Source organism: Parafrankia elaeagni, from assembly GCF_000374165.1.
GTDB classification, from domain to species: Bacteria; Actinomycetota; Actinomycetes; order Frankiales; family Frankiaceae; genus Parafrankia; species Parafrankia elaeagni.
Genome location: NZ_KB893748.1, coordinates 16,960 through 42,651, shown reverse-complemented (window position 1 = coordinate 42,651; position 25,692 = coordinate 16,960). Strand labels below are relative to the sequence as shown.

Annotated in this window: 20 protein-coding genes and 1 pseudogene; 8 read left to right on the top strand and 13 right to left on the bottom strand. The window is 72.5% G+C overall.

What is annotated here, in order from left to right; translation table 11 throughout:
- The 5 genes and pseudogenes from B207_RS0123115 to B207_RS0123095 form a co-directional block, all read left to right on the top strand.
- A partial coding sequence (locus tag B207_RS0123115; protein ID WP_026311357.1) for a glycosyltransferase occupies positions 1-1,503 on the top strand: 1,503 nt, incomplete at its 5' end.
- Positions 1,504-1,588: 85 nt separating this feature from the next.
- Positions 1,589-2,030, top strand: a pseudogene (locus tag B207_RS42995) (alpha/beta fold hydrolase); the annotation flags it as partial.
- A 119-nt stretch (positions 2,031-2,149) separates the two neighbouring features.
- A complete protein-coding gene (locus B207_RS0123105) occupies positions 2,150-3,244 on the top strand; it encodes a glycerol dehydrogenase (RefSeq protein ID WP_018638976.1) in 1,095 nt (364 codons plus the stop codon).
- A 504-nt stretch (positions 3,245-3,748) separates the two neighbouring features.
- Positions 3,749-4,639: a DUF1003 domain-containing protein gene (locus B207_RS0123100; RefSeq protein WP_018638975.1), complete on the top strand. Its 891-nt coding sequence runs from the start codon at positions 3,749-3,751 to the stop codon at positions 4,637-4,639.
- A 123-nt stretch (positions 4,640-4,762) separates the two neighbouring features.
- Positions 4,763-6,601 carry a D-alanyl-D-alanine carboxypeptidase family protein gene (locus B207_RS0123095; RefSeq protein WP_018638974.1) on the top strand — a complete coding sequence of 613 codons (1,839 nt, stop codon included), beginning with the start codon at positions 4,763-4,765 and terminating at the stop codon, positions 6,599-6,601.
- 21 nt (positions 6,602-6,622) lie between these two features.
- On the opposite strand, the gene B207_RS35110 is transcribed toward B207_RS0123095, so the two are convergent.
- From B207_RS35110 to B207_RS0123080, 3 genes are all read right to left on the bottom strand, one after another.
- Positions 6,623-7,831 (bottom strand): YihY/virulence factor BrkB family protein, encoded by a 1,209-nt coding sequence (locus B207_RS35110; protein WP_326828841.1) that lies wholly within the window; start codon positions 7,829-7,831, stop codon positions 6,623-6,625.
- Complete coding sequence (locus B207_RS0123085) at positions 7,828-8,388, bottom strand: 2'-5' RNA ligase family protein (RefSeq protein WP_018638972.1); 561 nt, start codon at positions 8,386-8,388, stop codon at positions 7,828-7,830. The genes B207_RS35110 and B207_RS0123085 overlap by 4 nt, the downstream gene beginning before the upstream one ends.
- Before the next feature lie 219 nt (positions 8,389-8,607).
- A complete protein-coding gene (locus B207_RS0123080) occupies positions 8,608-9,450 on the bottom strand; it encodes a serine hydrolase domain-containing protein (RefSeq protein ID WP_018638971.1) in 843 nt (280 codons plus the stop codon).
- Between the two features lie 124 nt (positions 9,451-9,574).
- Between B207_RS0123080 and B207_RS0123075 the strand changes: the two genes are divergently transcribed.
- A complete protein-coding gene (locus tag B207_RS0123075; RefSeq protein WP_407671453.1) occupies positions 9,575-10,816 on the top strand; it encodes an NAD(P)/FAD-dependent oxidoreductase in 1,242 nt (413 codons plus the stop codon).
- A gap of 155 nt (positions 10,817-10,971) precedes the next feature.
- Here the strand turns inward: B207_RS0123075 and mdh are convergent, their stop codons facing one another.
- The gene (gene mdh, locus B207_RS0123070) at positions 10,972-11,904 is read right to left on the bottom strand and encodes a malate dehydrogenase (protein ID WP_018638969.1); all 933 of its coding nucleotides are present in this window, start codon (positions 11,902-11,904) and stop codon (positions 10,972-10,974) included.
- A 413-nt stretch (positions 11,905-12,317) separates the two neighbouring features.
- Positions 12,318-12,590, bottom strand: a complete 273-nt coding sequence (locus B207_RS35105) for a DUF3017 domain-containing protein (RefSeq protein ID WP_018638968.1) — start codon at positions 12,588-12,590, stop codon at positions 12,318-12,320.
- Positions 12,591-13,765: 1,175 nt separating this feature from the next.
- On the opposite strand from B207_RS35105, the gene B207_RS0123060 reads away from it, so the two are divergent.
- Entirely contained in the window at positions 13,766-14,086 is a 321-nt protein-coding gene (locus tag B207_RS0123060) for a hypothetical protein (protein ID WP_018638967.1), read from the top strand.
- Between the two features lie 220 nt (positions 14,087-14,306).
- On the opposite strand, the gene purH is transcribed toward B207_RS0123060, so the two are convergent.
- Together purH and B207_RS0123045 are read right to left on the bottom strand one after the other, a co-directional pair.
- A complete protein-coding gene (gene purH / locus B207_RS0123055) occupies positions 14,307-16,652 on the bottom strand; it encodes a bifunctional phosphoribosylaminoimidazolecarboxamide formyltransferase/IMP cyclohydrolase (RefSeq protein WP_084692276.1) in 2,346 nt (781 codons plus the stop codon).
- Between the two features lie 205 nt (positions 16,653-16,857).
- On the bottom strand, positions 16,858-17,466 hold the full coding sequence (locus B207_RS0123045) for a helix-turn-helix transcriptional regulator (protein ID WP_018638966.1): 609 nt from the start codon (positions 17,464-17,466) through the stop codon (positions 16,858-16,860).
- 159 nt (positions 17,467-17,625) lie between these two features.
- Between B207_RS0123045 and B207_RS0123040 the strand changes: the two genes are divergently transcribed.
- Entirely contained in the window at positions 17,626-18,237 is a 612-nt protein-coding gene (locus tag B207_RS0123040; protein ID WP_018638965.1) for a hypothetical protein, read from the top strand.
- On the opposite strand, the gene B207_RS0123035 is transcribed toward B207_RS0123040, so the two are convergent.
- The 6 genes from B207_RS0123035 to B207_RS0123010 form a co-directional block, all read right to left on the bottom strand.
- Positions 18,138-19,463 (bottom strand): cell division protein PerM, encoded by a 1,326-nt coding sequence (locus tag B207_RS0123035; RefSeq protein ID WP_018638964.1) that lies wholly within the window; start codon positions 19,461-19,463, stop codon positions 18,138-18,140. The two genes, B207_RS0123040 and B207_RS0123035, sit on opposite strands and share 100 nt — an antisense overlap.
- Positions 19,464-19,813: 350 nt before the next feature.
- The gene (locus B207_RS35095; protein WP_018638963.1) at positions 19,814-20,326 is read right to left on the bottom strand and encodes a hypothetical protein; all 513 of its coding nucleotides are present in this window, start codon (positions 20,324-20,326) and stop codon (positions 19,814-19,816) included.
- Positions 20,327-20,363: 37 nt separating this feature from the next.
- Positions 20,364-21,185 (bottom strand): DUF5336 domain-containing protein, encoded by an 822-nt coding sequence (locus tag B207_RS0123025; protein WP_154675560.1) that lies wholly within the window; start codon positions 21,183-21,185, stop codon positions 20,364-20,366.
- 208 nt (positions 21,186-21,393) lie between these two features.
- The gene (gene sucD / locus B207_RS0123020) at positions 21,394-22,266 is read right to left on the bottom strand and encodes a succinate--CoA ligase subunit alpha (protein ID WP_018638961.1); all 873 of its coding nucleotides are present in this window, start codon (positions 22,264-22,266) and stop codon (positions 21,394-21,396) included.
- 22 nt (positions 22,267-22,288) lie between these two features.
- Positions 22,289-23,455, bottom strand: coding sequence for an ADP-forming succinate--CoA ligase subunit beta (gene sucC / locus B207_RS0123015; protein WP_018638960.1), 1,167 nt, complete (start codon positions 23,453-23,455; stop codon positions 22,289-22,291).
- 452 nt (positions 23,456-23,907) lie between these two features.
- The gene (locus B207_RS0123010) at positions 23,908-25,623 is read right to left on the bottom strand and encodes a serine/threonine-protein kinase (RefSeq protein WP_018638959.1); all 1,716 of its coding nucleotides are present in this window, start codon (positions 25,621-25,623) and stop codon (positions 23,908-23,910) included.
- Between the last annotated feature and the right edge of the window lie 69 nt (positions 25,624-25,692).

Here is a 25,692-nt window from a genome sequence, read left to right as displayed (position 1 = left end):
GCCGCCGGGCCCGTCATGGCCGTCGCGGTCGTGGTGATCGGTGTGGTGTACCTCGTCTGGCGCGCCGGGACGCTGGACGGGACCGGGGTGGCCGGCCGCCTGTTCTACACGGCGGAGGTTGTCAGCTACCTCGCGATCGTGTGGACGGCGGTGATGATGTGCCGGGTGCGGCCCGGCCACGTCCGGCGCCCGCCGGCACCCGCCGGCACCCTCGACGTCTTCGTCACCGTCTGCGGCGAACCCGTGGAGATCGTCGAGGCGACGCTGCGGGCGGCGCTGGCCATCGACTATCCGCACCGTACCTACGTCCTCAATGACGGCCGGATCGCCCGTCGGGAGAACTGGCGCGACATCGATGCCCTCGCCGCCCGGCTCGGCCTGACCTGTTTCACCCGAACCGTCGGTGCGAAGGGCAAGGCCGCCAATCTCAACCACGCTCTCGCGCGCACCGACGCAGAAGCGATCATGACGCTGGACGCCGACCACGTCGCGGTCCCCGACCTGGCCGAGCGGGTCCTGGGCTACCTGCGGGATCCGGAGGTCGGGTTCGTCTGCACCGAACAGCGCTTCGACCTCGGCCGCTACGACGTGCTCAACAACGCCGAGCCGATGCTGTACCGGGCCGTGCAGCCGGCGAAGGACCGGGACGGCGCGGCGTCGTCCTGCGGGAACGGCACCCTGTACCGACGCACGGCGCTGGAGTCCGCCGGTGGCTTCAGCGAGTGGAACATCGTCGAGGACCTGCACACGTCGTACGAGCTGCACGCGCGCGGATGGCGCAGCGTCTACCACCCGGAGGCGGTGTCCGTGGGCATCGCACCGGCCACGGCGGCGGAGTACGCCAAACAACGCAGCCGCTGGGCAATGGACGGGCTGCGCCTCCTGCTGTTCGACAACCCGCTGCGCAAGCAGGGGCTGACCGGTTGGCAACGGGCACACTACCTGCACACCGGCATCGGCTACCTGGTGGCGTGCGTACAGATGATGTTCCTGCTCGGGCCGCCGATGAGCGCGCTGGGCGGGCTGGAGATCGCCTCCGGGGTCTCGCTGACCGGCTACGTCCTGCACGCCCTGCCGTACCTTCTCAGCTCGATGCTGCTCGTCGCCGCCTACGCCGGCCTGCGCGGGGCACAGCGGACGATCGCGAGCACGCTGTTCAACGCGCCTCTGTACGCGCTTGCGTTCATCCGGGTCATGCTGTCCGGGCGCCCCGAGTCCGGGGCCACCGCGAAGGCCGCGCTGCCGCGGATGTCGATCCTGCTGCTCCCCCAGGTGCTGTTCGCCGCCGGGCTGGCTGCCACCATCCTCGCGATCGGACTCGACCCGGCCACGGCCGACCTGTCCGCACTGGTGTGGGCGGGGATACTGCTGGCGATGATCGCCGGGCCGCTGTCCGCGCTCTCGGAGCGGCGGGCTGTGGTGGAACGGGCGCAGGTGCCCATCCGCGCGGTCATCGCGGTGACGGTGCTGGGCTTCGCCATGACGGCCCTCGTCGCCGGCTGAGCATGCCGCCCCGCCCAGAGCCAGGACGGACCCCCTGGATGAAACAGTCGTTCTCGCCCATCGAGCCCCACACGCAGGGGCTGCTCACGGCGGCTCGTGGGGCTCGACGCTGATCCTCGCCTATGCCGAGCGGTATCCCGAAAGGGTCTCGGAGATCGTCCTCGTCGGCGTCACCATGACCAGGCCCGAAGAAATCGACTGGCTCTACCACGGGGTCGGCCGCCTCGTGCCGGCTCCCTGGGAGGCGTTCCGCCGATGCGCGTATGGCCTTCGTCCGCATCTGCGCGCACTACTTCGCGAACAATGCCTGGCTCCAGGACGGCCAGCTGCTTCGCGACGCACACCGACTGGCCGGCATCCCGGCAGTACTGATCCACGGCAGGCTCGACCTCGCCAGTCCACTCAGGACCGCCTGGGAACTGGCGAAGGCATGGCCCGACGCGGAGCTGAAGGTGATCGACGAGGCGGGCCATACCGGAAGTTCCGCCACGCAGGATGCGATTCTCGATGCAATCGAACGGTTCGGCGTGAATGCTCACCGGCCCGCCGGCGAGATCTCCGTCAGGAGACCGTGCCGTCCGGAGGACCACGGGTCGCAGGGCATCTCCCTGCGGAAGAGCCGCGGGGCCGGCTAGCGTGTCCGTCCATGCTCGCCGTGTTCGGGTCGCCAGGTCGCTATGTCCAGGGGCGGGACGCCACCGCCGCCCTCGGGCCGGAGATGGCCCGCCTCGGGCTCACCGGCCCGGCGGTGATCGTCACCAGCAGGGCGCCGCTGCGGCTGTTGGAGGACGCCTGGCGAACGAGCCTGGATGGCGCCGGGATCCCTTACACGGTGCACGTGTTCGGCGGCGAGTGCAGCGACCAGGAGATCGACCGGGTCCTCTCCGCGGCACGCGACCCGGAGGCGACGGTGATCGTCGGCGCCGGGGGCGGCAAGGTCCTCGACACCGCCCGGGCCGCGGCGGCAGCGCTGGATGTGCCGGTGGTGACCTGCCCGACGACGGCGTCCAGCGACGCGCCCTGCAGCGCGTTGTCCGTCGTGTACTCCCCGGACGGGGCGTTCGAGCGCTATCTGTTCTATCCACGCAATCCTGATCTGGTGCTGGTCGACACGGCCGCGATCGCGGCCGCGCCGGCCCGGCTGCTGGTCGCGGGCATCGGCGACGCGCTCGCCACCTGGTATGAGGCGCGCACCGTCCGGGAGGCCCGGCGGGCGAACCAGCTGCACGGGGCGCAGACAGCGTCCGCGGGTGCGCTCGCCGAGCTGTGCCGGCGCATCCTGTTCGACGACGCACCGGCCGCGATCCGGGCCGTGCGGGCCGGGGCGGTGACGCCGGCGGTGGAGCGGCTCGTGGAGGCGAACACGCTGTTGTCCGGCCTGGGTTTCGAGTCCGGTGGTCTCGCGGTTGCCCATTCGGTGCACAACGGGCTGACGGTGGCAGCCGAGACGCACCGTTTCCTGCATGGCGAGAAGGTCGCGTTCGGTCTGCTCGTCCAGCTGGTCGTCGAGGGGCGGCCGGAGGAGGAACTGGCCGAGGTCCTCGCGTTCAGCGCCCAGCTGGGGCTTCCTCGCACCCTTGCGCAGGTCGGACTGGCTGATCCGCCGATCGAGCTGCTGCGCGGCATCGCGGTACGGGCGCTCGCCGAGGGCGAGACGGCGCACAACGAGCCCTTCGACCTCGACCCACCGACGCTGGTGGATGCCCTGCTGGCCGCGGACGCGGCTGGGCGCGCCCAGTAGCTGCCGGGCGGTGGCTGCCGGGCAGCGGGACACTGCGCACCGGCCCGGAGGCCGCATGTTGGCGGGTGACCGGCCACCGACAGGCGACATAAGGGCGACAGAGCTCACGGGGGACCCCATAGCGGCACAACCGCGAGGGACAGTTATCCTTGACAAGAGAATTCCCATCCTCTAGCGAGGCTGACCAGAGGAGGTGGCCGCTGTGAGTCCTGGCGGGTGCTCCAGTAACAGCCGCTTCCTGCTGGTGGACGCCGGCTGACGTTCAGCCCGGCGGCCGGCGTGGTCGGTGCCGTCTCCGCTTTCTGAAGCGGTCCGCACGACCAGTCAGTCCGGCCCGCGTCCATGACACCCAGGTCCTCGTGAGACCCGGGTTTTTCCGGCAGGTGCGGCCGATCAGCGACGTGTCGGTTCGGGCCGCCGTGGGTTCATCTCCTCGCGGCCTGCTCTGGAGTGCGTTTCGGCCTGCCCATGTGCGGCAGCCCGAACGCGGAGGGGACGTCTCCCATGAGCGTGAACACCACCACCCGCCTCGCAGTGCGACGAGGGGCCCACACCGACCGGCTCGACGTGCCGGTCGCCGGACGCTCCCCGCTGATCTCCGCCCGGGTGGATCGTGAATCTCTGAGCCGGGGAGCGGAGACCATCGCCCGTTTCCTCGGCACCGGGCGGTACCTCGCCATTCAGACCTGTGTGGTGATCGTCTGGATTGCGCTCAACGTGGCCATGCCGCTGCTGCGGTGGGACCCTTATCCCTTCATTCTGTTGAACCTGGCCTTTTCCACCCAGGCGGCCTATGCGGCGCCGCTCATCCTGCTCGCCCAGAACCGGCAGGACGACCGGGACCGCGCGTCGCTGGCCGAGGACCGGGCCGCCGCGATCCGGATGCGGGAGGACACCGAGTTCCTGACCCGCGAGGTCGCGGCGCTGCGCCTGGCGCAGAGCGACACGGCCACCCGGCAGTACATGCGGGGCGAGCTGTCGCATCAGCTGGAGTCGCTGCGTGGTGACATCGAGGACCTGATCCGCTCGGCGCTTGTACCGGTGGCGCCGGTGGCGCAACCCCTTGTGGCAACCCCGAACGGGTCCCCGGCGCTTCCGGCCCGCACGGCCGTGGCGGCATCGTCAGCGTCCGGAACGTCAACCGTCGTCCCGCCGACACCCGCGGAGCCAGCTCCGGCCGCCCCTGCCGCGCCGGAACTCGCGCCGTGGGATCGCGCCGGTCAGGGCACCGCGCCCGGCACCGACCCCACGCCGCGGACCGGTGCCCCACCCGAGACGACACCCGCGGACGCGGGTGCCACAGGGGGCCATCTCTTCATTCCGACGCGAACTGGTTCGCGGGGCGGACGAAAGGTGCCTATCCGCACGACCCGCACACGTATCCGAGACACGTGAGCCGAGAAACTCACCAGACGAAGATCGACCGGTAACGTTCGGTAGGTGCACGCCGGCCGCACGCGTCGCCCCTGCCCTCACCAGCCTGCCCCGCACCGCGTCCGGCAGGCGGTCGCCGCGACGGTGGGCGTCGTTGCCACGCTTCTCATCGCGATCACCGTTTTCCCGCCACCCGCCGCGGCGACGTCAGGCCAGGGCCAGGCGAGCACCGGGCAGGCGAGGAGCACCGGGCAGGCGGCGGCCGGTCCGGGTGCTCCTCTTCCGCCCTGGCCGCTGGCCGCCCGGGCGATCCCCGGTGAGCCGCTGGCCGCGGTGCCCCCTGCTGCTCGGCCGGCGGCGACTCCGATACCGGCCGCGGCCGCGGTGACAGCGCCGGCACCCGCGGCAGGGGCGCCAGCCACCTCCGGCGGGCCGGAGGCGGGCGTGTCGCCGCCGGCAGGCATCACCGCCGAAGCCTGGTTGGTCGCGGACGCCACCAGCGGCGCGATCCTCGCCGCCCGTAACCCGGAGCTGCCGGACCTGCCGGCCAGCACGATGAAGATACTCACCGCGCTCGTCGTGCTGCCGAACCTTCCTCCCGACCGCCAGGTGGCGATCAGCGACGAGGCGGCGCGGGTCGACGGCACCCGGGTCGGGCTCGTTCCCGGCGTCCGCTACACCGTGCGTGACCTGGCCACGGCGATGCTCATCGCCAGTGGGAACGACGCCACGGTGGCTCTGGTGGAGGCCGCTGGTGGTCGCCGGGCCGTCCTCGACCGGATGAACCGGCTGGCCGCCGAGCTCGGCGCCCGCGACACCGTGGCCGGGGATCCGACCGGGTTGGACTCCCCCGGCCAGCACACGACAGCCCATGACCTGGCGGTGATCGGCCGCGCGGCGCTCAACCAGCCGGTCGTGCGCGGCTACCTGACAATCCCGCGGGCCTCGCTGCCGGGACGCGGCGGCGAGCGTTTCGCGATCGCGAACCACAACGCGCTGATGGGCACCTATGACGGCACCATCGGGATCAAGAACGGCTACACCGTGGCGGCCGGCGCCACGTTCGTCGGCGCGGCTACCCGCAACGGCCGTACCCTGATCGTCTCTCTGCTGCGCACGGTCCCCGCCTATGCGGCGGATGCGCGGGCGCTGCTCGACTGGGGCTTCGCCCATGCGGCGGACGTTCGGCCGATCGGCCGCCTGGCCGACCCGGCCGAGCCCGGCGGCGCCGCGGCCGCGGCGGGCGAACCGGGTCTGTCCGGCGACGCCGGCGAGGGTTCCGCGGGCGCTGCCGAGACGGCGGGCGGCAGCAGCGCCGGTGATCCTGCCGACGCCAGCGACAGCGGTGACCGCGGTGACGGCCAGACCGGACCGGCGGAGGTCTCGCGGGCCGGCAGTGTCGGAACGGTGACCTGGCTGGCCCTGGCCGTCACCATCGCCGCGACCGTGCTGACCCTCGCCGGGCGCGCCCGCCGCCGAGCTCCCACTCCCCGCCGGGGCGCCCGGCACGCCACCCGCACCGCCACCCGCACCGCCGCCCGACCAGCCCGCGGCCGGAGCCGTGGCCCCGGCCCGTCATGGGAGCCCGCACCCCCGCCGGGCCACCTTCCCGGCCACCGCCGTCAGCCCGGCCACAGCAGCAACCACAGCCGCAGCAGCGCCCGTGACCACGATCGCGACTACGGCGTCCGGCACGGTGACAGGGTTACGAGTCGGGTTGCGACTCGGCAGCGGATGGCACGCGACGCGGCTGGAGGGCAGCCCTGGCGAGTCCGGCCGGACGCCTCGACCGGCTCCGGCGAGACAGTGGCGCGTACCCGGTCGCGCCAGAGCCCGCCCCGCCCGCCCGACGGCCCCCGGCACCTGGTCGGGCTTCCCTCGCTACGTCCTGTACCGCAGCAGGACGAGGCCGAGGGCGAGGGCGAGGATCGACGGCACCTCGAGACTCCGCCCTACGGAACCGTCCGCTCGCCCGCCCCGTAGCCACCCCGTACCTCCGCGAGGTCAGCGCCCGGCAGGAGTCCGATCGCGGTGGTGGGCAGCCTGCCGGCGGCGCAGCCAACGCTGCCGCCAGGACCCGACCTGGCCGGCCGTCCCGCCGGTGGGCGGCCGGTCAGCCTGACCGCGGCCAGGCTGACCGCGGCCAGCCGTCCGGCCGGGCGGCCCCACCGCGGGCGTGCCGTCGGGGCCTGGGCCCGGGGCCTCTGGTGTGCCACCGTGGGCCGCCGCTGCACGCTCGTCCACGGACGTGGCCGGTCGGCCGTCGCCAGTGGCCGGCACGCGTACGTGTCCGTCCACGGGGGGGTCCTGGGAGCTGTCCGTGGAGGCTGTGCCGGAGGGGTCGACGTCCGAGTCGAAGGGCGCCGTCACGGCCCAGGCCGCGACGAACAGCATCCACCGCATCATGATGTTGATCCAGATGAGCAGCCCGACGATGACGGCGAACGCCCCGTACACCGGGTTGGACGTCGTCTGGCCGACCAGCCAGGTCCCGAGGAGCTTCAGCAGCTCGACGCCGAGGGCGCCCAGCAGGGCCGCCCGCAGCACCCGGTGACGGTTCGTGTGCTCCGGCAGCCGCCAGAAGATGTAGACGAACACGACCATGTCGAGGACCAGGGCGAGTCCGACCGCGAGAACGCCGGTGACCCAGGCTGCGGCGGTGTTCCCCTCGAGCCCGATCCAGCGCAGAAACCAGCCGGTGGCCGAGGTCGCGAGGCTGGTCACGACCAGCGATGCGAGCAGGGCGAGCCCGAGGCCGGCGAGGATCGCGACGTCCTTGAGTCGCCGCAGCACGAAGTTCCCGGTCTCCAGGCTCTGGTGCCAGATGATCCGGATGCTGTCACGCAGCGCGGACAGCCAGGCGAGGCCGGCGAGCAGCAGACCGGCCAGACCGATCAGGCCGGCGCCGACCTTCGCGTTGCCGATGCTCGCGACATCCAGGCGGTCGGCGAGACCGGGCAGATAGTCGTTGATCTTCTCCACGATCTTTGCCTGGGCGTCCGGATAGGCGTCCACCACGAAACCGGTGATCGAGAACACCAGCGCCATGATCGGGAAGAAGGAAAGGAAAGCGAAGTACGTCGTGGACGCGGCGACACGGTCACCGCCATCCCCCGTGTAGCGGCCGTAGGCGCGTATCGCGTGGTCGATCAGCGGGCGTCGGCGGCGCACCTCGCCGACGGCATCGCCCACCGAGGCCACGCCTGACTTCACTGCATCCCGTCGTCCTGCCACGTCGGCCTGCCACCCCCGCATGCAAACGGAAAACGACGCAACTGGCGCCAGGCGCAGTCATCTCCGCGTTCGTAGAGCTCGAAACCTGTCACCTCGAACTGCGCACGGTATTTGGCCAGCAACTCGGCGGCGCGATCCATCGACTCCTCGTCGATGTCGTGGGCGACGGTCACATGTGGGTGGTACGAGAACCGGGTCGGGCGATCCAGCGGGCCGGACCGGACAGCCTTCTCCAACAGCTCGCAGCAGGAGATTCCCATCGCGAGGGTCACGAACACCACCGGCGACAACGGGCGGAAGGTCCCGGACCCGCGCAGGTGGATGACGAACGGCTCGCCGCCGGCGGCGACCTCGGCCAGGTGACGTTCGATGGCCGGAAGCTGGGCGATCGGCACTTCGGTAGGGCCGAGCAATGTGATGTGCGGCACGATGAGTGCCGCGTTGGGGTCACCCACCCGTCTGCGCCAGTCCCGGAGTTCTGTGCGGAATGGCTCCGGGATTCCGATGGCCACTCCGATGGAGCGCACGGAGTCCATCACCTGGCGCCGTTCCCGGCCGCCCGTGCGGCGGCTGACCAGGTGGCACGGGACAAGCTCTGCCGACCTACCATGGCGCCATCATGGCCCACGAGACCACGCTGTCTCCTCGGGACCAGAGATGACCTCGCTCCGCTGTCGGACGTGGACGAATCGCACCAGGTCAGCCTTGCCGACCGTGTCCACGGGATGACAGATCGGCCAGACCGGGCGGGTAGATCAGGCCCCGGAATCCGCACCCACGCCGAGCTCGGCGAGGACCCCCGCGGACAGCTCCGGCCACGCCGCGGCGGCCCATTCGCCGAAGTCCCGGTCGGTCAGCGCGACGCAGGCCACGGATGCCTCCGGGTCGACCCACAGGAAGGTCCCCGACCGGCCGAAGTGGCCGAAGGTCCGCGGGCTGTTGGCCGGAGCCGTCCAGTGCGGGCTCTTGTGCCCGCGGATCTCGAACCCGAGACCCCAGTCGTTCGGGTTCTGCGCTCCGAAGCCGGGCAGGATGCCGTGCAGGCCCGGGAAGGCGACCGACGTCGCCCGTTCGAACGTCGCCGCCGACACCAGGGTCGGCGCGAGCAGTTCGGCCGCGAACGCGGTCACGTCCGCCAGCGTCGCCAGCACCCCGAAGGCCGGCGAGCCGGTCAGGGCCGCCGCCTTCATGCCGAGCGGGACGAAGACGGCCTCGGCGAGGTAGGTCGCGAACGGAATGTCGGTGACCTGCTCGAGGTGACGTCCGAGCTCGTCGAAACCGGCGTTGGAGTAGATCCGGCGGGTGCCCGGTCGGGCCAGCACCCGGCTGCTGGCGAACGCCAGGCCCGACGCGTGCGCCAGCAGGTGCGCGACAGTCGACCCCTCCGGCCCGGCCGGGTCGTCGAGGGCGAGGGCTCCCTCCTCCACCGCGACGAGCAGCGCATAGGCGCTCATCGTCTTGGAGACCGAGGCGAGCCGGAACGGCACCTCCGGATCGCCGCTGATGCCGACCTGGCTGACCCCCTCGTCGCCGTGCCGCAGCACGACGGCCGCGGCTGTTCCGACGGGCCAGTGGTCCAACTGCCGGAGCGCGTCCATGCCCGGCACTCTACGAACTGGCCCGGCTCCGGGCCGGCTCCGGCACCCGAGCCGGTTCTGGCCGGGTACCGCACGAAACCGGTGCCCGGTCGGCGTCTCCTGCCGGGCTGCGACACTTGCGGACGTGCCCGACCCAGTATCCAGCCCGCACCCGCACGCCAGGCCCGGAGCGGGGGGCGGCGAGCCCCCTCTGGACCTGCTTGTCGTGGGCGGTGGCCCTGCCGGCAGTGCTGCCGCGCTGCGGGCGCTGCAGCTGCGTCCCGAGGCCCGGGTTCTGATCGTCGACGCCGCGGAGTTTCCCCGCGACAAGACCTGCGGCGACGGCATCGCCCCGCACGGAGTGGACGTCCTGCGCGCGCTCGGAGTCACCGACGTGACCCGCGGCTACCGTCCGGTGGACCGGATGCGGCTGCGCACCCCCGGCGGCGCCGAGGTCGCGACCCCCTCCGAACGGGCCACCCATGTGATCCCCCGGGAGGTCTTCGACGCGCGGCTGATGGCCGCCGCCAGGGCCCGCGGCGCCGCCTTCGCCCGCCGGCGGGTCCGGGCGCTGGAGATCGTCACCGGTGACGGTGCGGAGCCGGTCGTCGCCGTCGACGGCGGCGCGCTGCGTGCCCGCGTCGTGATCGGCGCCGACGGCGCGCACTCGGCCGTGCGCCGGGCGCTCGGCATCGCGCCGAACCCGCCAGAAGGGCTCGCCATCGCCGTACGCGCCTACGCCGACGCGCCCAAGGACGACCGGCCACCCGAGCAGCTCATCGACATGACGGACGAGGGCTGGCCGGCGTACGCCTGGTCGTTCCCGATCGGTGACGGCCGGGCCAACATCGGCTACGGCATGCTCCGCTCGCGGCTGCGCGACAGCGACGGCACGCCGAAGGCCGTCCTGCACGGGACGCTCGCCCGCATGCTCCCGGACACCCCGGCCTACGAGGGCACGCTGCGGGCGCATCACCTGCCGCTGTCCACCCACCGCCCCCGGCTGCCGGACGGACCGGTGCTGCTCGCCGGCGACGCCGCGTCCCTCATCAACCCGCTGACCGGTGAGGGGATCTACTACGCGCTGCTGTCCGGCTCGCTCGCCGGCCAGGCGGCGGTCACCGCGCCCGGGCCGGCTGCGGGACAGGCCTACCGGCGCGCCCTGGGCCGGGAACTCGGCCGGCATCTGAGACACACCACGCTGCTCGCCGACCTCGCCGGCCGCCACCGCCCACTGATGGACGCGGCGGTGCGCTCGGCCAGCCGGCGGACCGAGCTCTACGACAGCCTCGTCGAGCTGGGGCTGGGCAAGGGGACGATCCCCGCCGGGTCGCTGGCACGGCTCGCCGCCCGCCGCGCCGCACGCGGCCTGCGCGGCCGGCACTGACCTCCTGCTGCCTGCTGCCTGCGCCCGGACGTCGGCCCACAGGCCCCGAGACGCGGGCGGTGCGGGCTGTGGGCCGACGCGGTCGTACGTGATCGTGCGGTGTTTCGGTGCTGCGGTGCTGCGGTGCTGCGGTTTCGGTGGTTCGGGGGTCGTGCCTACAGGCTGGCGACGTCCGCCTGCTTGGCGCGCACGGCCTCCGCCGCGGTCTTCAGCGCGGCCAGCTCGCTGTCGGTCAGGTCGATCTCGACGACCTTCTTCACCCCACCGGCACCGATCTGCGCCGGCACGCCGAGGTAGACGTCCGAGATGCCGAACTCACCCTGCACCCAGGCACAGACCGGCATCAGCACGCCGGAGTCCTCGGCGATGGCCTTGACCATGCGCGCCGCGGCCGCGGACGGGGCGTAGTAGGCCGACCCGGTCTTGAGCAGCGCGACGACCTCCGCGCCACCGTTGCGGGTGCGGTCCACGAGCTCGTCGATCTTCGCGGCCGGCAGCAGGTCGCTCAGCGGCTTGCCGTCGACGGTGCACTGCGAGGGCACGGGGACCATCGTGTCGCCGTGCGACCCCAGCGTCAGCGTCCGCACCGACGCGACCGGGACGCTCAGCGTCTCCGCCACGAAGTTGGTGAAGCGGGCGGTGTCGAGCATGCCCGCCTGGCCGATCACTCGCGACCGCGGGAAGCCCAGGACGTTGGCGGCGAGCGCGGTCATCTCGTCGAGCGGGTTGGAGACCACGACGACGACCGCGTCCGGCGACGTCTTCGCGATGTTCTCCGACACCTGACGAACGATCTTGGCATTGACCTCGATGAGGTCCATGCGGCTCATCCCGGGCTTGCGGGGCAGGCCGGCCGTGATGACGACGACATCGGAACCGGCGGTGTCGGCGTAGTCGTTGGTCCCGACGACCTTCGTCTCGAAGCCCTCGATCGACCGGGACTGGTTCAGGTCGAGCGCCTGGCCCTGCGGCTTGCCCTCGACGATGTCCGTCAGCACGACCGTGTCGAAGATGTTGTACTCAGCCAGTCGCTGCGCGGTCGTCGAACCGTAGAAACCGGCCCCTACGACAGTGACTTTTCCCGGCATTGGACTGATCAGCTCCCCAGTATCGCGATGATCGCCAAGGCGATCTCGGCGGTGCCCACGGCGGGGTCGGTACGCGCCGACGAAAAGGTCGCAGGTGACCGACGTGCCCTCGTCCGATCGGATCGGCGGCGGCCTCGCCATCCCCGAGGGGGAGGCCGGTCGATGCGGGCCGGGTGCCGCCGCCGGGTATCAGGGCTACGTGACGGTTCGCCATAGGCGCGGTTCGCCCCGCTCATCTGGGCACGGTTGTCCGATGACCTGCCGAGGCTATCGCGCGAGTCGGACAGACGGCAGGGGACGGCGACGCGCGCCACGTCGCCCGGGCCCGGCCCCCGGACGCCCGCCGACGGCCGACACAGCCGGTAACGGGCCGGACCTCGACCCCAGCAGCCGGTTTCCGCCTCCGGACCCGGTCACCCGCCGACGTGGGGAACCGCCAGGGTGAGGACGATCACAGCCGTACCCAGCACGACGAGGGTGACAGTGTCGAACAGCCGGCCACGGACGGCCAGCATGCCGACTTTCGGGGTGGGAAGACACAGACGCAGCACGGCCCCCACCAACATCACGCCACCCACGGTGAGGATGCCTCGCCGCCAGTGATCCTGGGAGACGAAGAAGAAGCCCAGCCCGACGCCGGCCAACACCCCCGCGAAGAGCACCCGGCCGAACCGCCCGCCGGGCATCGCCCCCGGCCCACCCGCACCCTCCGACCCGGACCCGGCCTGACCCGTCTGACCCGTCCGACGAGGCTGCTCGGCCGCCTGACCTTGGCCTACGGCGGGGTGCTGCGGATGACTCCCACGCCCGCCCGGCCCTCGCACCGTCGGCGGGGCGGCGGTCTCCGGTGACGCGGCGCCCGGTGGCCGTCTGTGGGCCGACCGCCCGTTCGGAGCCCACGGGCCCGGCCCACCCGCATCCGGGGCCCGCACCTGCGGCGCCCGGGTGTCCCGAGCCCACCTGTCCGGCGGTCGGGCCTCCTCGCGGTGATCCGGACGCCACCCCGGCGGGACCCGCCCAGCCGGCGGCGCCGCACCCGGTGATGCTGTGCCCGGCGATGCTGTGCCCGGCGATACTGTGCCCGGCGACCGCGCTTCGGGTGGCGGCCGGCCGCCCGGGCGCTCGCCCGGTGCCCGGGAACGGCGGCGCGGCAGGTCCTGCCCACCGTCGGCGCCCTGGTGGTTCCGTGCCACCGGTGGCCCCCAGGCCCCGGAGCCCCGCCCCGCTCCCTCGTCGCCCCACCCGGGCGGTCCGTTCCACCCGTCTGGCGCGCTGCCGCTCACCTGCTCCCGCCTCCTCGGCCCGTTCCCCCGCCGCGCCGCGCTGCCGGGTGCGGGTCGCGGGGAACGGCCACTCCGAGCCCACACAGTAGGCGCCGTCCACCCGCCGCGGACAGGCAGCCACCCGCCCCACCGACTCCGCCGACCGACGGCGCGCCGCCCCGTGACAGCCAGCCCGGGTCGGCGCCGGAAAGGCGGGCCATCAGCCCCGGGAGCAGCCGACGAACAGCCGGTTCCTCCCGGGCAACCGGCCCGGGATCACCGGAACCGACCAGTGCCGCGATGGCTCCAGCGTGGTACCCCGTCCGAGTATCTCCGGGTCTGCGGACGCCAACGTCATCACAACACGAACACTCGTCGCGCCTGCCGCTCCGATTCGCCCTCGAGCCGCGGAACCCGCTGGCCAACGGCACTCCTCAGCACCCACAGGGAATTCGAGGCCCTACCGAAGCACACATCATGCACTATGGGCGGCCATCCCGGGCCATCCCACCACCAACGACATAGCCCCCCCGAGTGCACACGTCGTGCGCGGCTGGGGGAGACTGCCGCCGCGGTCCCCAAATGGTAGGGAGTTCGACGTGGCAGACGAATCGCCGCACAGCAAGAAGCTTCAGGAACTGATGTTCCGGGCGTGGGAAACCTTCGGGGACGCCCGCCATCTCGACAGTGATGACCGGGTCTTCGTGCAGGCGCTCGCGCGCCAGACCGCGGACCGCATCTCCGTCCTTTACGGGGCGAGCTGGCGAGAGGCGCTCGACTGGGTGGCGCAGCGGTACGTGCCCACTGCGGATCTGCCGGGCGGAACGACGCCGGCGGCACCGACCAGCGCGTCCTCGAACGGCAGCCCGGCCGTGCCCCGGCGCGGGACGGCTGCCGCCGAGGTCGGTTCGACCTCCTGACCGCCGCCCCGGCCGCACTACGGCCCGGTTTATCCCCGGCCTGCCCCCTCCCGCGCCCACGGTCCCGCCGTAGCCCGCAGTAACGGGCGACGGCCGGTCCAGGCGGGGCAGGTTCCGGACGGGTACGAACCGCGCGCTGCGGACGTCCCGCCCCCGCCCCGGTATCACCGTGTACCGGCGTTTCGGTGTACCGGTGTCTCGGTGTCTCGGTGTACCGGTGTCAGTGCGCGAAGTGGCGCACCCCGGTGAAGTACAGGCTTACTCCGGCCTCGCGGGCGGCAGCGATGACGCTTTCGTCGCGCACCGAGCCACCGGGTTCGACGACCGCGCGCACGCCGGCGTCGGCAAGCACCTGGAAGCCGTCCGGGAACGGGAAGAACGCGTCGCTGGACGCCACCGCGCCCTTCGCCCGGTCACCGGCGCGGGAGACGGCCAGGCGGGCGGCGTCGACCCGGTTGACCTGGCCCATCCCGACGCCGACAGTCGCTCCGGCCGAGGCGAGCAGGATGGCGTTCGACTTGACCGAGCGCACCGCGCGCCAGGCGAAGCCGAGGTCGGCGAGAGTGGCCTCGTCCACCGGAGAGCCTGCTTCCAGGGTCCACCCGGACGGGTCGTCGCCCGCGGCGTCGAGGGCGTCGCGGGACTGCAGTAGCAGACCACCGGAGATCTGCCGCAGCTCCACGCCCCGTGGGTGGAGCGGGGGCGCGCAGACGAGGAGCCGGATCGACGGTTTGCGGGAGAGGATCTCCACGGCGCCGGGCTCGTAGTCGGGCGCGACGACGACCTCGGTGAAGATCTCGGCGATCTGCTCGGCCAGCTCGACGCTGACCTGGCGGTTCACCGCGATGACGCCGCCGAAGGCGGACACCGGGTCGCAGGCGTGTGCCCTGCGGTGCGCTTCGGCCGCGGTCGCGGCGACGGCGATGCCGCAGGGGTTGGCGTGCTTGATGACCGCGACAGCCGGGTCGGCGAAGTCGAACACCGAGCGCCAGGCGGCGTCCGTGTCGGTGTAGTTGTTGTACGACATGGGCTTTCCGTGCAGCTGCCGCGCGGAGGCGAGCCCGCCGCCGCCGTCCTCACCGACGTACAGCGCGGCCCGCTGGTGCGGGTTCTCGCCGTAGCGCAGCACGCTGGTCCGGTGCCACTGTGCCGCGAGCACATCCGGCCAGCCGGTCTCCTGCGCCGTCTCGTCAGGTGCCAGCGCACTGGCGAACCAGGATGCCACCGCCGCGTCGTAGGACGCCGTGTGCGCGAAGGCGCGGGCCGCGAGCCGGCGCCGGGTGGGCAGGTCGTAGCCGGATCCGCGGACGGCGGCGGCGAGGTCGCCGTAGTCACCCGGAGAGACGACCACCGCCACGGAGGCGTGGTTCTTCGCGGCTGCCCTCAGCATGGCCGGCCCACCGATGTCGATCTGCTCGATCGCCTCGTCCTCGCTCGCGCCGGAGGCGACGGTCTCCCGGAACGGGTACAGGTTGACCACAAGAAGATCGAAGGGCTCGATGTCGAGCTCCGCCAGGACGGCGGCGTGCTCGGCGTTGCGCAGGTCGGCCAGCAGGCCGGCGTGCACGCGGGGATGCAGCGTCTTCACTCGGCCGCCGAGTACCTCCGGGAACCCGGTGACGGTGCTGACCGGTGTGACGGCCACGCCGAGGCGGGCCAGGCTGTCGGCCGTCGAGCCGGTGGACACCACCTCGACACCGGCGTCGACGAAGGCCGCGGCAAGCTCCTCCAGCCCGCTCTTGTCGTACACGCTGACCAGCGCGCGGCGCAGCCGGCGGTGGCCGGTGGCCACCAGCTCACCCGAGGCGTCGACCCGCGACGCACCACCCGGAACCGCTCCGCCGCCCGTGCCGCCCTGCCCGACCTCGGTCGTCGACGCCCCCGACATGACCCCTCCTGAACCGTTCACGATGCCTCCGTTGGCATGAGCTTCCACCGCTGCGACCTCGGGGGCCGGACCGCCCGACGCGGTGGTTCCCGACGGCCTGCCCTCCCATGAGAGCTCACCGCGGACGAACCGGCCGATCGCTGCGACGAAGAGGCCACGCTCCACGGCCTGGATCCGGGCCCGCAGACTGTCCTCGTCGTCCTCGGGGCCGACCGGGACAGCTGCCTGCTCGATCACCGGCCCCGTGTCGACGCCCTCGTCCACCCAGTGCACCGTCACCCCGCTGATCCGCACTCCGGCGGCCAGCGCGTCACGCACAGCGTGCGCTCCCGGGAAGGCCGGGAGGAGGGACGGATGGGTGTTCACCGTCGGGAAGCGACCGATGACCTGCGATCCGAGGATCTTCATGTAGCCCGCGAGCACCAGCAGATCCGGGTCGAAGCCGGCGATCCGCTCGGCGGTGGCCGCGTTGAACGCCGCCCGGTCGGCACAGTCCTCCAGCCGCACGGTGAACACCGGCACGCCGGCGGCCTCGGCACGCCGCTGCGCGAGGGTGCCCGCCCGGTCCGTACCCACCGCGACCACGCGCGCGTCGAACGCCTCGTCCGCGCACGCGTCCAGGATCGCCTGCAGCGTGGTGCCCGCCCCCGAGGCAAGGACCACTAGACGTGCGGGCACACAACCCTCCGTGAATCATGAAACGACCGGCTCCACCGGCGGTGGCCTACCGGGTACGCGCCCCCGCCAGCACGGGCCCGGAGCGGCAACGGTCCGAATGTACTTTCTCGGTGCCCCAGACACGCCGGACCAGCACGGAACGCACCCGGCACACCAGCCGTGCCGCCAACGACGGGTGCACTGCCGCGTACCCGAGGAGGCGCCCTCAGGCAGCCCAGCCGCCGCCCCAGCCCGCCTCCGGACCGTCCTGGTGCACCATCACCGCGGCCGGCGACCGCACCCAGTCGACGTCGGGGCCGGGGCCGTCACAGGCACGGCGGCTGCGCACCCCGGCGGCGCCGGCCGCATCCGGACCCACCGCGTCATCACCATCCGTGAGGAGGCCACCGTTCTCGCGACGGTACCGGCGAAGGGCACCGCCGACGCCGGTGGCCGGCGGTGTCCGCCCGGGAGCGGCGTCGGCCACGGCCCCCGCCTCGCCGAAGTCCAGCCCGTCCAGCAGATCGCCCGGCCGGCAGTCGTAGAGCTCCGCGAGCCGCGTCAGCGTCAGCGCGGACGGCGCCCGGCCACCCCGCGCCGGCCAGACCTCCCAGTAGGAGATCACTTTTCCCGTCTTCACCGCGCCGGCACCGGGCCACCGCTCGTTCCACCGGCGGGCGACGTCCTCCTGGGTCCAGCCGTGTGCCAGCCGGTACGCGACGCGGGCGTTGAGCCCGTGGCCACGGCGCAGCTCCAGGGCGATGCGCCGATAGCTCCAGCCGAGCCCGCGCAGCCGGGCCGACTCGGCCCGCAGCGCCTTCGAGGTGCGTGGCATCCCACCTCCCAGATCTGATCAACAGGAGCCGGAAGTTACCGGATGGGGCCGACATTCCGGTCCGGGCCGGCCCACGCCCGTCCGACTCCTACGATGTCGTCCAGGGACGAGCCCCGGACCGCCGAAGGCCGGCTGCGCCGCGGGGAAACGGAGAGATCGGTGTCCAACCCGCCTGATCACGACCCCGTCGGCCCGCCGGGATCCGTCCCGGCGCCAGGCTGGCAGGGCCACCACGAGACACCGCCCGGCAGGCCGGGCCGGCGGGAGGCATCGCCCGGCAGGCCGTTCCCGGACGGCATCCTCGCCCGCTACACCCGTCGCGGCACCGACCCCGGCCAGCTGCCGCCGCCCGGCCGCGGCACGGGGCGGCTGGCCCTGGCGCTGGGTGCGCTCGCCCTGGTCACGAGCGTCTTCATCATCGGCGGGGTGATCGGCCTCGCCGCGATCGTGGCGGGCATGCGGGCACGCGCCCACGCCCGGCGCAGCCGGGGTGACGACGTCCGGAGCAGCCGGGGCGGCAGGGGCGGCAGGGGCGGGGAGGCCGCGGGTGCGGGCGGTGGCACCGGAACCGTGGGGCTGGCCCTCGGCGCGCTGTCGCTGCTGATCGCGTTCACCGTCGCCAGCGGGATGTGGGTCTTCTACGATCGGCACGGCGACGATCTGCACGACTATCAGGAGTGCCGGCGCGGTGCCCGCTCCGCCCAGGAGCTCGACGACTGCAGCCGCCGTTTCAACGACGCCGTCCGCACCGATCCCACCTCGAACGGCTGACCGGCGCGGCGCGCCGCCAGTTCCGCCACGCAGGACACGAGCACGGCCACCACCGCGAGCTCCGCGGCCGCGGCCAGGCCCACCGACCACGCCGTCGGCCCGAAACGCATCGACTCGCCGCCCACCCGGCCGGCGGAAAGCGCCGCGGCGAACATCATCAGCAGCCCGCTGACGCCCGCCGCGACGAGTATGCGGCCCAGCCGGCTCCGGTGGCCGGCCCCCGGTGTTCCGCGCCGCACCGACACCGCGAGCATGGTCCCGGCGATGACGGGCACGACGGCCAGCACCAGCCAGCCGCCCCGGGGCAGTGGGCCGGGCGGCAGCGCCGCGAACACCGGCAGGTCGGGAAGCAGCGCCACGTGTACCTCGTCGGGCCGTACGAAGCCGCCGCCGGTCCCGAACCCCGGGCCGAGGGTGTAGGCCAGCGACCACAGGACGAGGTTGGGCAGGATCGCGAGCTGGACCGCCGCCAGGCCGACCCCGCCGACGACGCCGGCCTCGAGCTCGCGGTCCGTCGCCGCGATCTCCGGAAGGGTGGCGGCCAGGACCAGCGCCACTCCGAACGCCGACACGGCGATCATCGAGGTGACCGCGGCCAGTGCCGACGCGACGGGCACCCGCACGGAGCCTGGCAGCGAGCGCCAGGCCGCCCGCAGCGCCCCGTAACCGGACAGCACGCCGATCGTCGCACCCGTCAGGCTGAACGACAGCGCTCCGACGAGCACCGAGAAGATGTCCGGACGAGCCGCCGGCGCCGACACGATCAGAGCGATCACGAGGACGAGGACCGTCTGGGTGCCTGCCACCAGAGCGACGTCGCGGGCCACAGCACCCCACGGCGGCGGCGTCTCGACCCGCGGCGGGCGGGCCGGCCGAAGGCCGAGGCCCCGGGGCCGCGGACCCCGCTCCGGTGGGAGTCGCTCGAGGCCGGCGGTGGCCGTCCGGTGACCGGCGGTCGTCGCCGCGAGGATCGGCAGGAGTGCGAGGCCGAGGGGGAGCAGGTCGACCGGTCCGCCCGGCAGGCGCACGGTGGCGCCGTGTGCGAGCAGCCACAGGTCCGCACCGATTCGCGAGGCGTCCTGCGGCCCGGCGGACGAGCCGGTGTCCGTCCCCCACACGACGAGCACGATGAACTGGATGAGAACGAGGCCGGCTGCGCTGGTCGCCACGGCGCTCACCACCGAGCGGCCGTGGCGCGCCCAGGCCGCCGGCAGGGGGCCGGGCATGACCTGTTCCTCGGTCAGATGGCTTCCGGGCCGCGCCCCCGGGGCAGCTCCGGTCGGCACACCGGAGTTTCGGAGGGAAGCAGCCACGCCGGCAGGCTTGCACGGACGGAGGACCACTTCCGGGACAACACGCCGGGATTACTGAGAACGACTCACGTCGGTAACAGGACAGGGAGAAAACCCCACGCCGGCAGGCCGGGCCGATAAGGTTCCCGGCCCTGTGCCCCCACTCAGGTGGTGTGTTCACCGGCCGCCCGGCCGCCGCCTGTGCGGCGGCTGCCCCTCAGCCGCGCGCCAAACGCCTACGGCCCCAAACGCCTACGGTTCCAAGCGCCTACGGTTCCAAGCGCCTACGGCCGCTGCGAGCGCCGCCTGGCCCAGGCGCAGGCAGCCAACTCGGCGCTGGTGCCCGCCAGGGCCGCGTACAGCCCGGCACCGGCGATGGCAGGCATCCGCGTCCTGCCCGCCATGGAGCGGGCGGGCAGGACCGGATCGACAAAGGCGGGCATCGTCAGCCAGACGACCACGACGGCCAGCACCGCGACGCCGGCCACCAGTGCGGCCGTGCCGGCGGCCGGCACCGGGAGCCGCCCGCGAGCGGCCGCCCGGCCCAGGACGGGGACCCGGCTCGACGCCGCCGGCAGGACGACCACGGAGGTCAGCCCGACACCGAGGGCCATCGCCAAGATCGCCGCAGGGCCGAGATCCGACCCGGCGGCGGAGCTCCGGTAGGAGCTGTCGACCGGGACGGACCAGGGCAGGAAGACCGACAGGCCGACCAGGAGACCACCAGCGAGGATTCCTGCCCTGGCCAGGCCAGGACCGAACTGCTTGCCGGAACGCGCACCGGTGCCCTCGGTCATCGGAACCGCGGGGGGTGGTGGGGGCCGGCGGATCGGCTCAGCGGTCGGAGGGCGGCTGACCATAGCCGGGCTGCTGCTGGCCATAGCCACCCTGGGGCGGCTGACCGTAACCCTGCGGGGGCTGCTGGCCGTAGCCACCCGTCGGGGGCTGCCCGTAGCCGGGCTGCTGCTGACCATAACCAGGCTGCTGCTGGCCATAGCCGCCCTGGGGCGGCTGACCGTAGCCCTGCGGGGGCTGCTGGCCGTAACCCTGCGGGGGCTGCTGGCCGTAGCCACCCGTCGGGGGCTGCCCGTAGCCGGGCTGCTGCTGGCCGTACGGCTGCCCGTACCCGGCGGGCGGCTGGCCGTAGGGCGGCTGGTTCTGACCCGGGTAGCCACCACCGGACGGAGGGGGGCTGCCGGCGGCACCGGACCCGGCGCGCAGGTTCAGCACGTTGAACACCGTCTGCACGATGGCCGCGATGAGGACGATGAACAGGCCGAAGGAGGGCCCGCCGTCGTAGCTGCTCGGGACGGACGGGTAGGCGATCCACCGGATGATGATCAGGAGTACCGCCAGGCCGGACGCACCGGCCAGCACCGCGGTCAGCGGGACGGGCAGCGTGGGCAGACGCAGGTTCGCGAACGTCAGCGCCGCGACGAGGCCCGCCACCGCGATCAGCAGCAGGATCGCCAGCCAGCCCCAGAACCAGCCTCCTGGATCGGTGCTCCATCCGCTGAAGCTGTTCGAAACGGATGAGCCGAAGAAGTCCGTGCTAATGGAGAACCACGGCAGGAAACTGAAGATGAACGTTGCGGCGCCGGCGCCGATCACACCGACGTCGTTGGTCGCGACGCTACGACCACCGATTTGTACCACGACAGGAATCCCCACTTCGTCTGGTCGGTCGGTCAGGTGGGCCGACCATCTTCCCACGACCCATCCTGACCGCAACAGGAGTCTTACAGCAAGGCCGCAAGACGGAAAGCGTTCGCGTCCGCGCCCCCCGCCCCGCGACCCAAAAACTCCTGGACCGCCCGACGCGGGGGCCTCCCTCGTGGCAGAAGAAGACCCCCCGCGAACAGTGTTACAGCGACCGCATGATGTCAGCCATCAGCCGTGCGGTTTCGCTCGGGGTCTTGCCGACGCGCACGCCGGCCTTCTCCAGAGCCTCCTTCTTCGCCTGCGCAGTGCCCGAGGAGCCGGAGACGATGGCGCCGGCGTGGCCCATCGTCTTGCCCTCCGGGGCGGTGAAACCCGCGACGTAGCCGACCACGGGCTTCGTCACGTGCGCCTCGATGTGGGCCGCCGCGCGCTCCTCGGCATCTCCGCCGATCTCGCCAATCATGACGATCGCCGCGGTGGCGGGGTCGGCCTCGAAGGCGTCGAGGGCATCAATATGTGTCGTCCCGATGACAGGGTCGCCACCGATACCGACGCACGTGCTAAACCCGAACTCACGAAGTTCGTACATCATCTGGTAGGTGAGCGTGCCACTCTTGCTCACCAGACCGATCCGCCCACCCGGGGTGATGTCGGCGGGGATGATGCCGGCGTTCGACACCCCAGGACTTGCGATACCCGGGCAGTTCGGGCCGATGATCCGAGTCGTGCCCTTTGACTGGGAGTAGGCAAAGAACTCGGTCGTGTCGTGGACCGGCACGCCCTCGGTGATCACCACGGCGAGCGGGATCGCGGCGTCGACGGCCTCGATCGCGGCGTCCTTCGTGAACTTCGGCGGAACGAAGATCACGGAGACGTTGGCGCCGGTCTCGGCCATCGCGTCGGCGACCGACCCGAAGACCGGGACGCCTTCGACCTGCTGGCCGACCTTGCGCGCGTTGACGCCGGCGACGACCTTCGCGCCGGACGCCAGCATCCGCCGGGTGTGCTTGCTGCCCTCGCCGCCGGTGATGCCCTGCACCACGATGCGGCTGTTCTCGTCGAGCCAGATAGCCATCGGTTGTGTCCTCCGACCCAGGTCAGGCCGCGGCCGCGGCGAGCTCGGCGGCGAGCTTCGCCGCGCCGTCCATCGTGTCCACCGGCTTGACCACCGCGAGGTTGGCCTCCTTCAGGATCCGGCGGCCCTCCTCGGCGTTGTTGCCGTCAAGGCGCACCACCAGCGGGGTGGTGACGTTCCCGACGATGGAGAGAGCCTGGACGATGCCGTTCGCGACGGCGTCGCACGCGGTGATGCCGCCGAAGATGTTGACGAAGACACTCTTCACGGACGGGTCACTCAGAATGATCGACAGACCGTTCGCCATGACCTCGGCGGAGGCGCCACCACCGATGTCGAGGAAGTTCGCGGGCCGCTGGCCACCGAACTCCTCACCGGCGTAGGTCACGACGTCCAGCGTCGACATGACGAGGCCCGCACCGTTGCCGATGATGCCGACCTGGCCCTCGAGCTTGACGTAGTTGAGGCCCTTCTCCTTCGCCTTCTGCTCCAGCGGGTCGACCGCGCCGACGTCGACGAGCTCGGCGTTCTCCGGGTGCCGGAAGTCCGCGTTCTCGTCCAGGCTGACCTTGCCGTCGAGCGCGATGACCCGGCCGTCACCGGTGAGGATCAGCGGGTTCACCTCGACCAGCGTGGCGTCGGACCTGACGAACACCTCCCACAGCTTCACCAGCAGCGTGGAGGCGCCGTCGAGCGCCGCTTCCGGCAGCTTGGCCGCGACCGCGATCTCGCGGGCCTTGGCCGCGTCGACGCCGGTCAGCGGGTCGATGTGGATGCGCGCCAGGGCACCGGGGTTGGTGGCGGCGACCTCCTCGATCTCCATGCCGCCCTCACGGGAGGCCATGGCCAGGAAGGTCCGGTTGGCGCGGTCGAGCAGGAAGGAGGCGTAGTACTCCTCCGCGATGTTGCTCGCCTGCTCGACGAGGACGGAGTGGACCGTGTGGCCCTTGATGTCCATCCCCAGGATGTCCGACGCCCTCGCGAACGCCTCGTCCGGTCCGTCGGCGACCTTCACACCGCCGGCCTTGCCGCGGCCTCCGGCCTTGACCTGAGCCTTGACGACCACCTTGCCGCCAAGCTCGGTCGCGATCTCACGTGCCTGTTCAGGGGTTGTGGCAATCCTCCCGGTGGGTACCGGTACGCCATGTTCGGCGAAAAGCTTCTTCGCCTGGTATTCGAAGAGATCCACGGTCCGTCCAGTCGGATGCGGTCGGTCAGGGGATGCACAGAACGCCTGCGAGCCTACTGACGAGGCACCTGGGACGCTCGGAGCCGGACAGCGGCCCGACGTTGATCCCGGTCACCTCCCCGACCGCGATGCCCCCGACCCCACCCCGTCACAGGGGACCGTCGGCCCAGTGGGCCCGAGCGCTTTCGTGGGGGCCTCGCACACGCAGAAACGTGTCAGACACGCATGTTTCGGTTCGATTCGCGGCCCAGGCGGCCGCCGACACCGGCAACCGAAGGGGCGCCACCCAGCAGCGCACCCCGTGGCGGACAGTCACCGGGCTCCGACCCTGCCGGAAGCCGCATGTTCGCATAGCCCGACGGTGGACGTGGATATGTCCGATCTCACACGCCCCCCTCCGTACACTGATCAGCCTACGGAGGGGGCGAACGCAGGCAGATCCGCGCTATCGGTCAGAAAACCGCCCAGACCGCGGTGCCGATGACAAGAGCACTCACGATGCCGAGCCAGCCCAGACCGATGCCGAGCGTGGCGGCGAACGTCCCGCGCCGCGGGCGACGGCGCAGCTGCAACCGGGCGACCAGGCCCAGAACCACCGCGGCGATGCTGCCCACCCCGAAGATCCACAAGATGCCGAGGGCAAGAGAGAGCAGCGCGCAGGTGTTCCACTGCTCCGACAGCCGGGTCCACACCCCCGCCAGCCCTGCCGTGCGCGGGCCGGGCGGCGCAGGCGGCGGCCCGACGACCCGAGGCCCGGCTGGCAGCCCGGCCACCGCCCCCGACGGATCCGGGCCCTGCCCCACCTGCCAGGACCGCGGATCCGGTGGCGCGGTGAGCGGGACGGCATCAGCCGGGCGGAAGGTCGGCTCGCCGCGGTTGGAGGCCTCTCCCCTCCCCTGGCGGTGCTGCTCCCAACCGACGGCCGGCGGTCCACCGGGCAGAGGGCTTCCCGGCGGCCGGCTTCCGGACGGCCAGCTTCCGGGCGTTCCGGGCGGCGACGCCGGCAGCGGGTAGCTCGGCGGCGACATCGGCACCCGCGCCACCGGCTCGGAGAACGACGGAGGGCTGGCCGGCGGGGCGGGATGGGCCGGCGGCGGCTGTCGCGCCGAGTCGCGGGCCGGGCCCCATGACGGACTCGTGCCCCGCCCCGCGACGCCCGGGCCGGAGGTGGCACGGAAGGACGACGCCGGGGGCGGCGGGCCGACGGGTCCCGCGCGCTGCGGCGGCTGCGGGCTCGCGACCGGAGTCGGTCGCGCCGGGGTCGGCGAGTCGGGAGCGGAGACCCCGAAGACGGGAGACGGCCCCGTCCAGGTCTGTTCCAGGACGGAGCCGGCGGCCCGGTCCGCGTCGGCGACACCGTGGACCTCGTGGCCGACCAACGCGGCCAGCACACCGGCGGGGCCCGGCCGGTCCTGCGGTGCCTTCGACAGCGCCTGGGCGACCAGCCCGCGCAGGTAGCCGGGGAGATGGTCGAGATCGGGCTCGTCGCGCTGGACGCGCTGCGCCAGCAGGTCGGGAGCCTCCGCGTGGAAGGGGTGCCGCCCGGTCGCGGCGTAGGTCACGCAGCTCGCCCAGGCGAAGACGTCGGCAGCTGTCCCGGCTGCCTCGCCGCGCATCTGCTCGGGCGCCATCCATGCGAGAGTGCCGATGACGTGGCCGCTGCGCGTGAGCGTCGCACTGTCGGTGAGCTGGGCGATCCCGAAGTCGATGACCTTCGGGCCGTCCCAGGCCAGCAGGATGTTCGACGGCTTCAGGTCACGGTGGACAACGCCCACCGAGTGAATGGCCACCAGCGCGTCCGCGAGCCCGACCGCCAGCCCGCGCACCAGGTGGGGTTCCAGCCGCCCCCGGCGACGGACGGCGTCGGCCAGGTTCACGCCTTCGACGTACTCGGTCACCATCCACGGCTGGGACGCGGTCGTGTCCGCGTCGAGCACGCTGGCCACGGCTCCGCCGCGCACCCGCAGCGCCGCACGGACCTCACGCTCGAAGCGGAACCGGAACTCGGCGTCCTCGGACAGCTCAGCGGCCGCCACCTTGACCGCGACCGGTTCGGAATCCGGAGTGAAGCCGAGATAGACGGTTCCCATGCCACCGGAACCGATGCGGTTGTGCAGCCGGTAGCGGCCAACCTGTCTCGGGTCTTCCTCCGTCAGCGGTGTGAGCATGACTCCCCTCGCCCGGGCCTGCACCGAACATGACCGCTCCAGGAGCAGAGCAGACCAGAGTATTCCGAA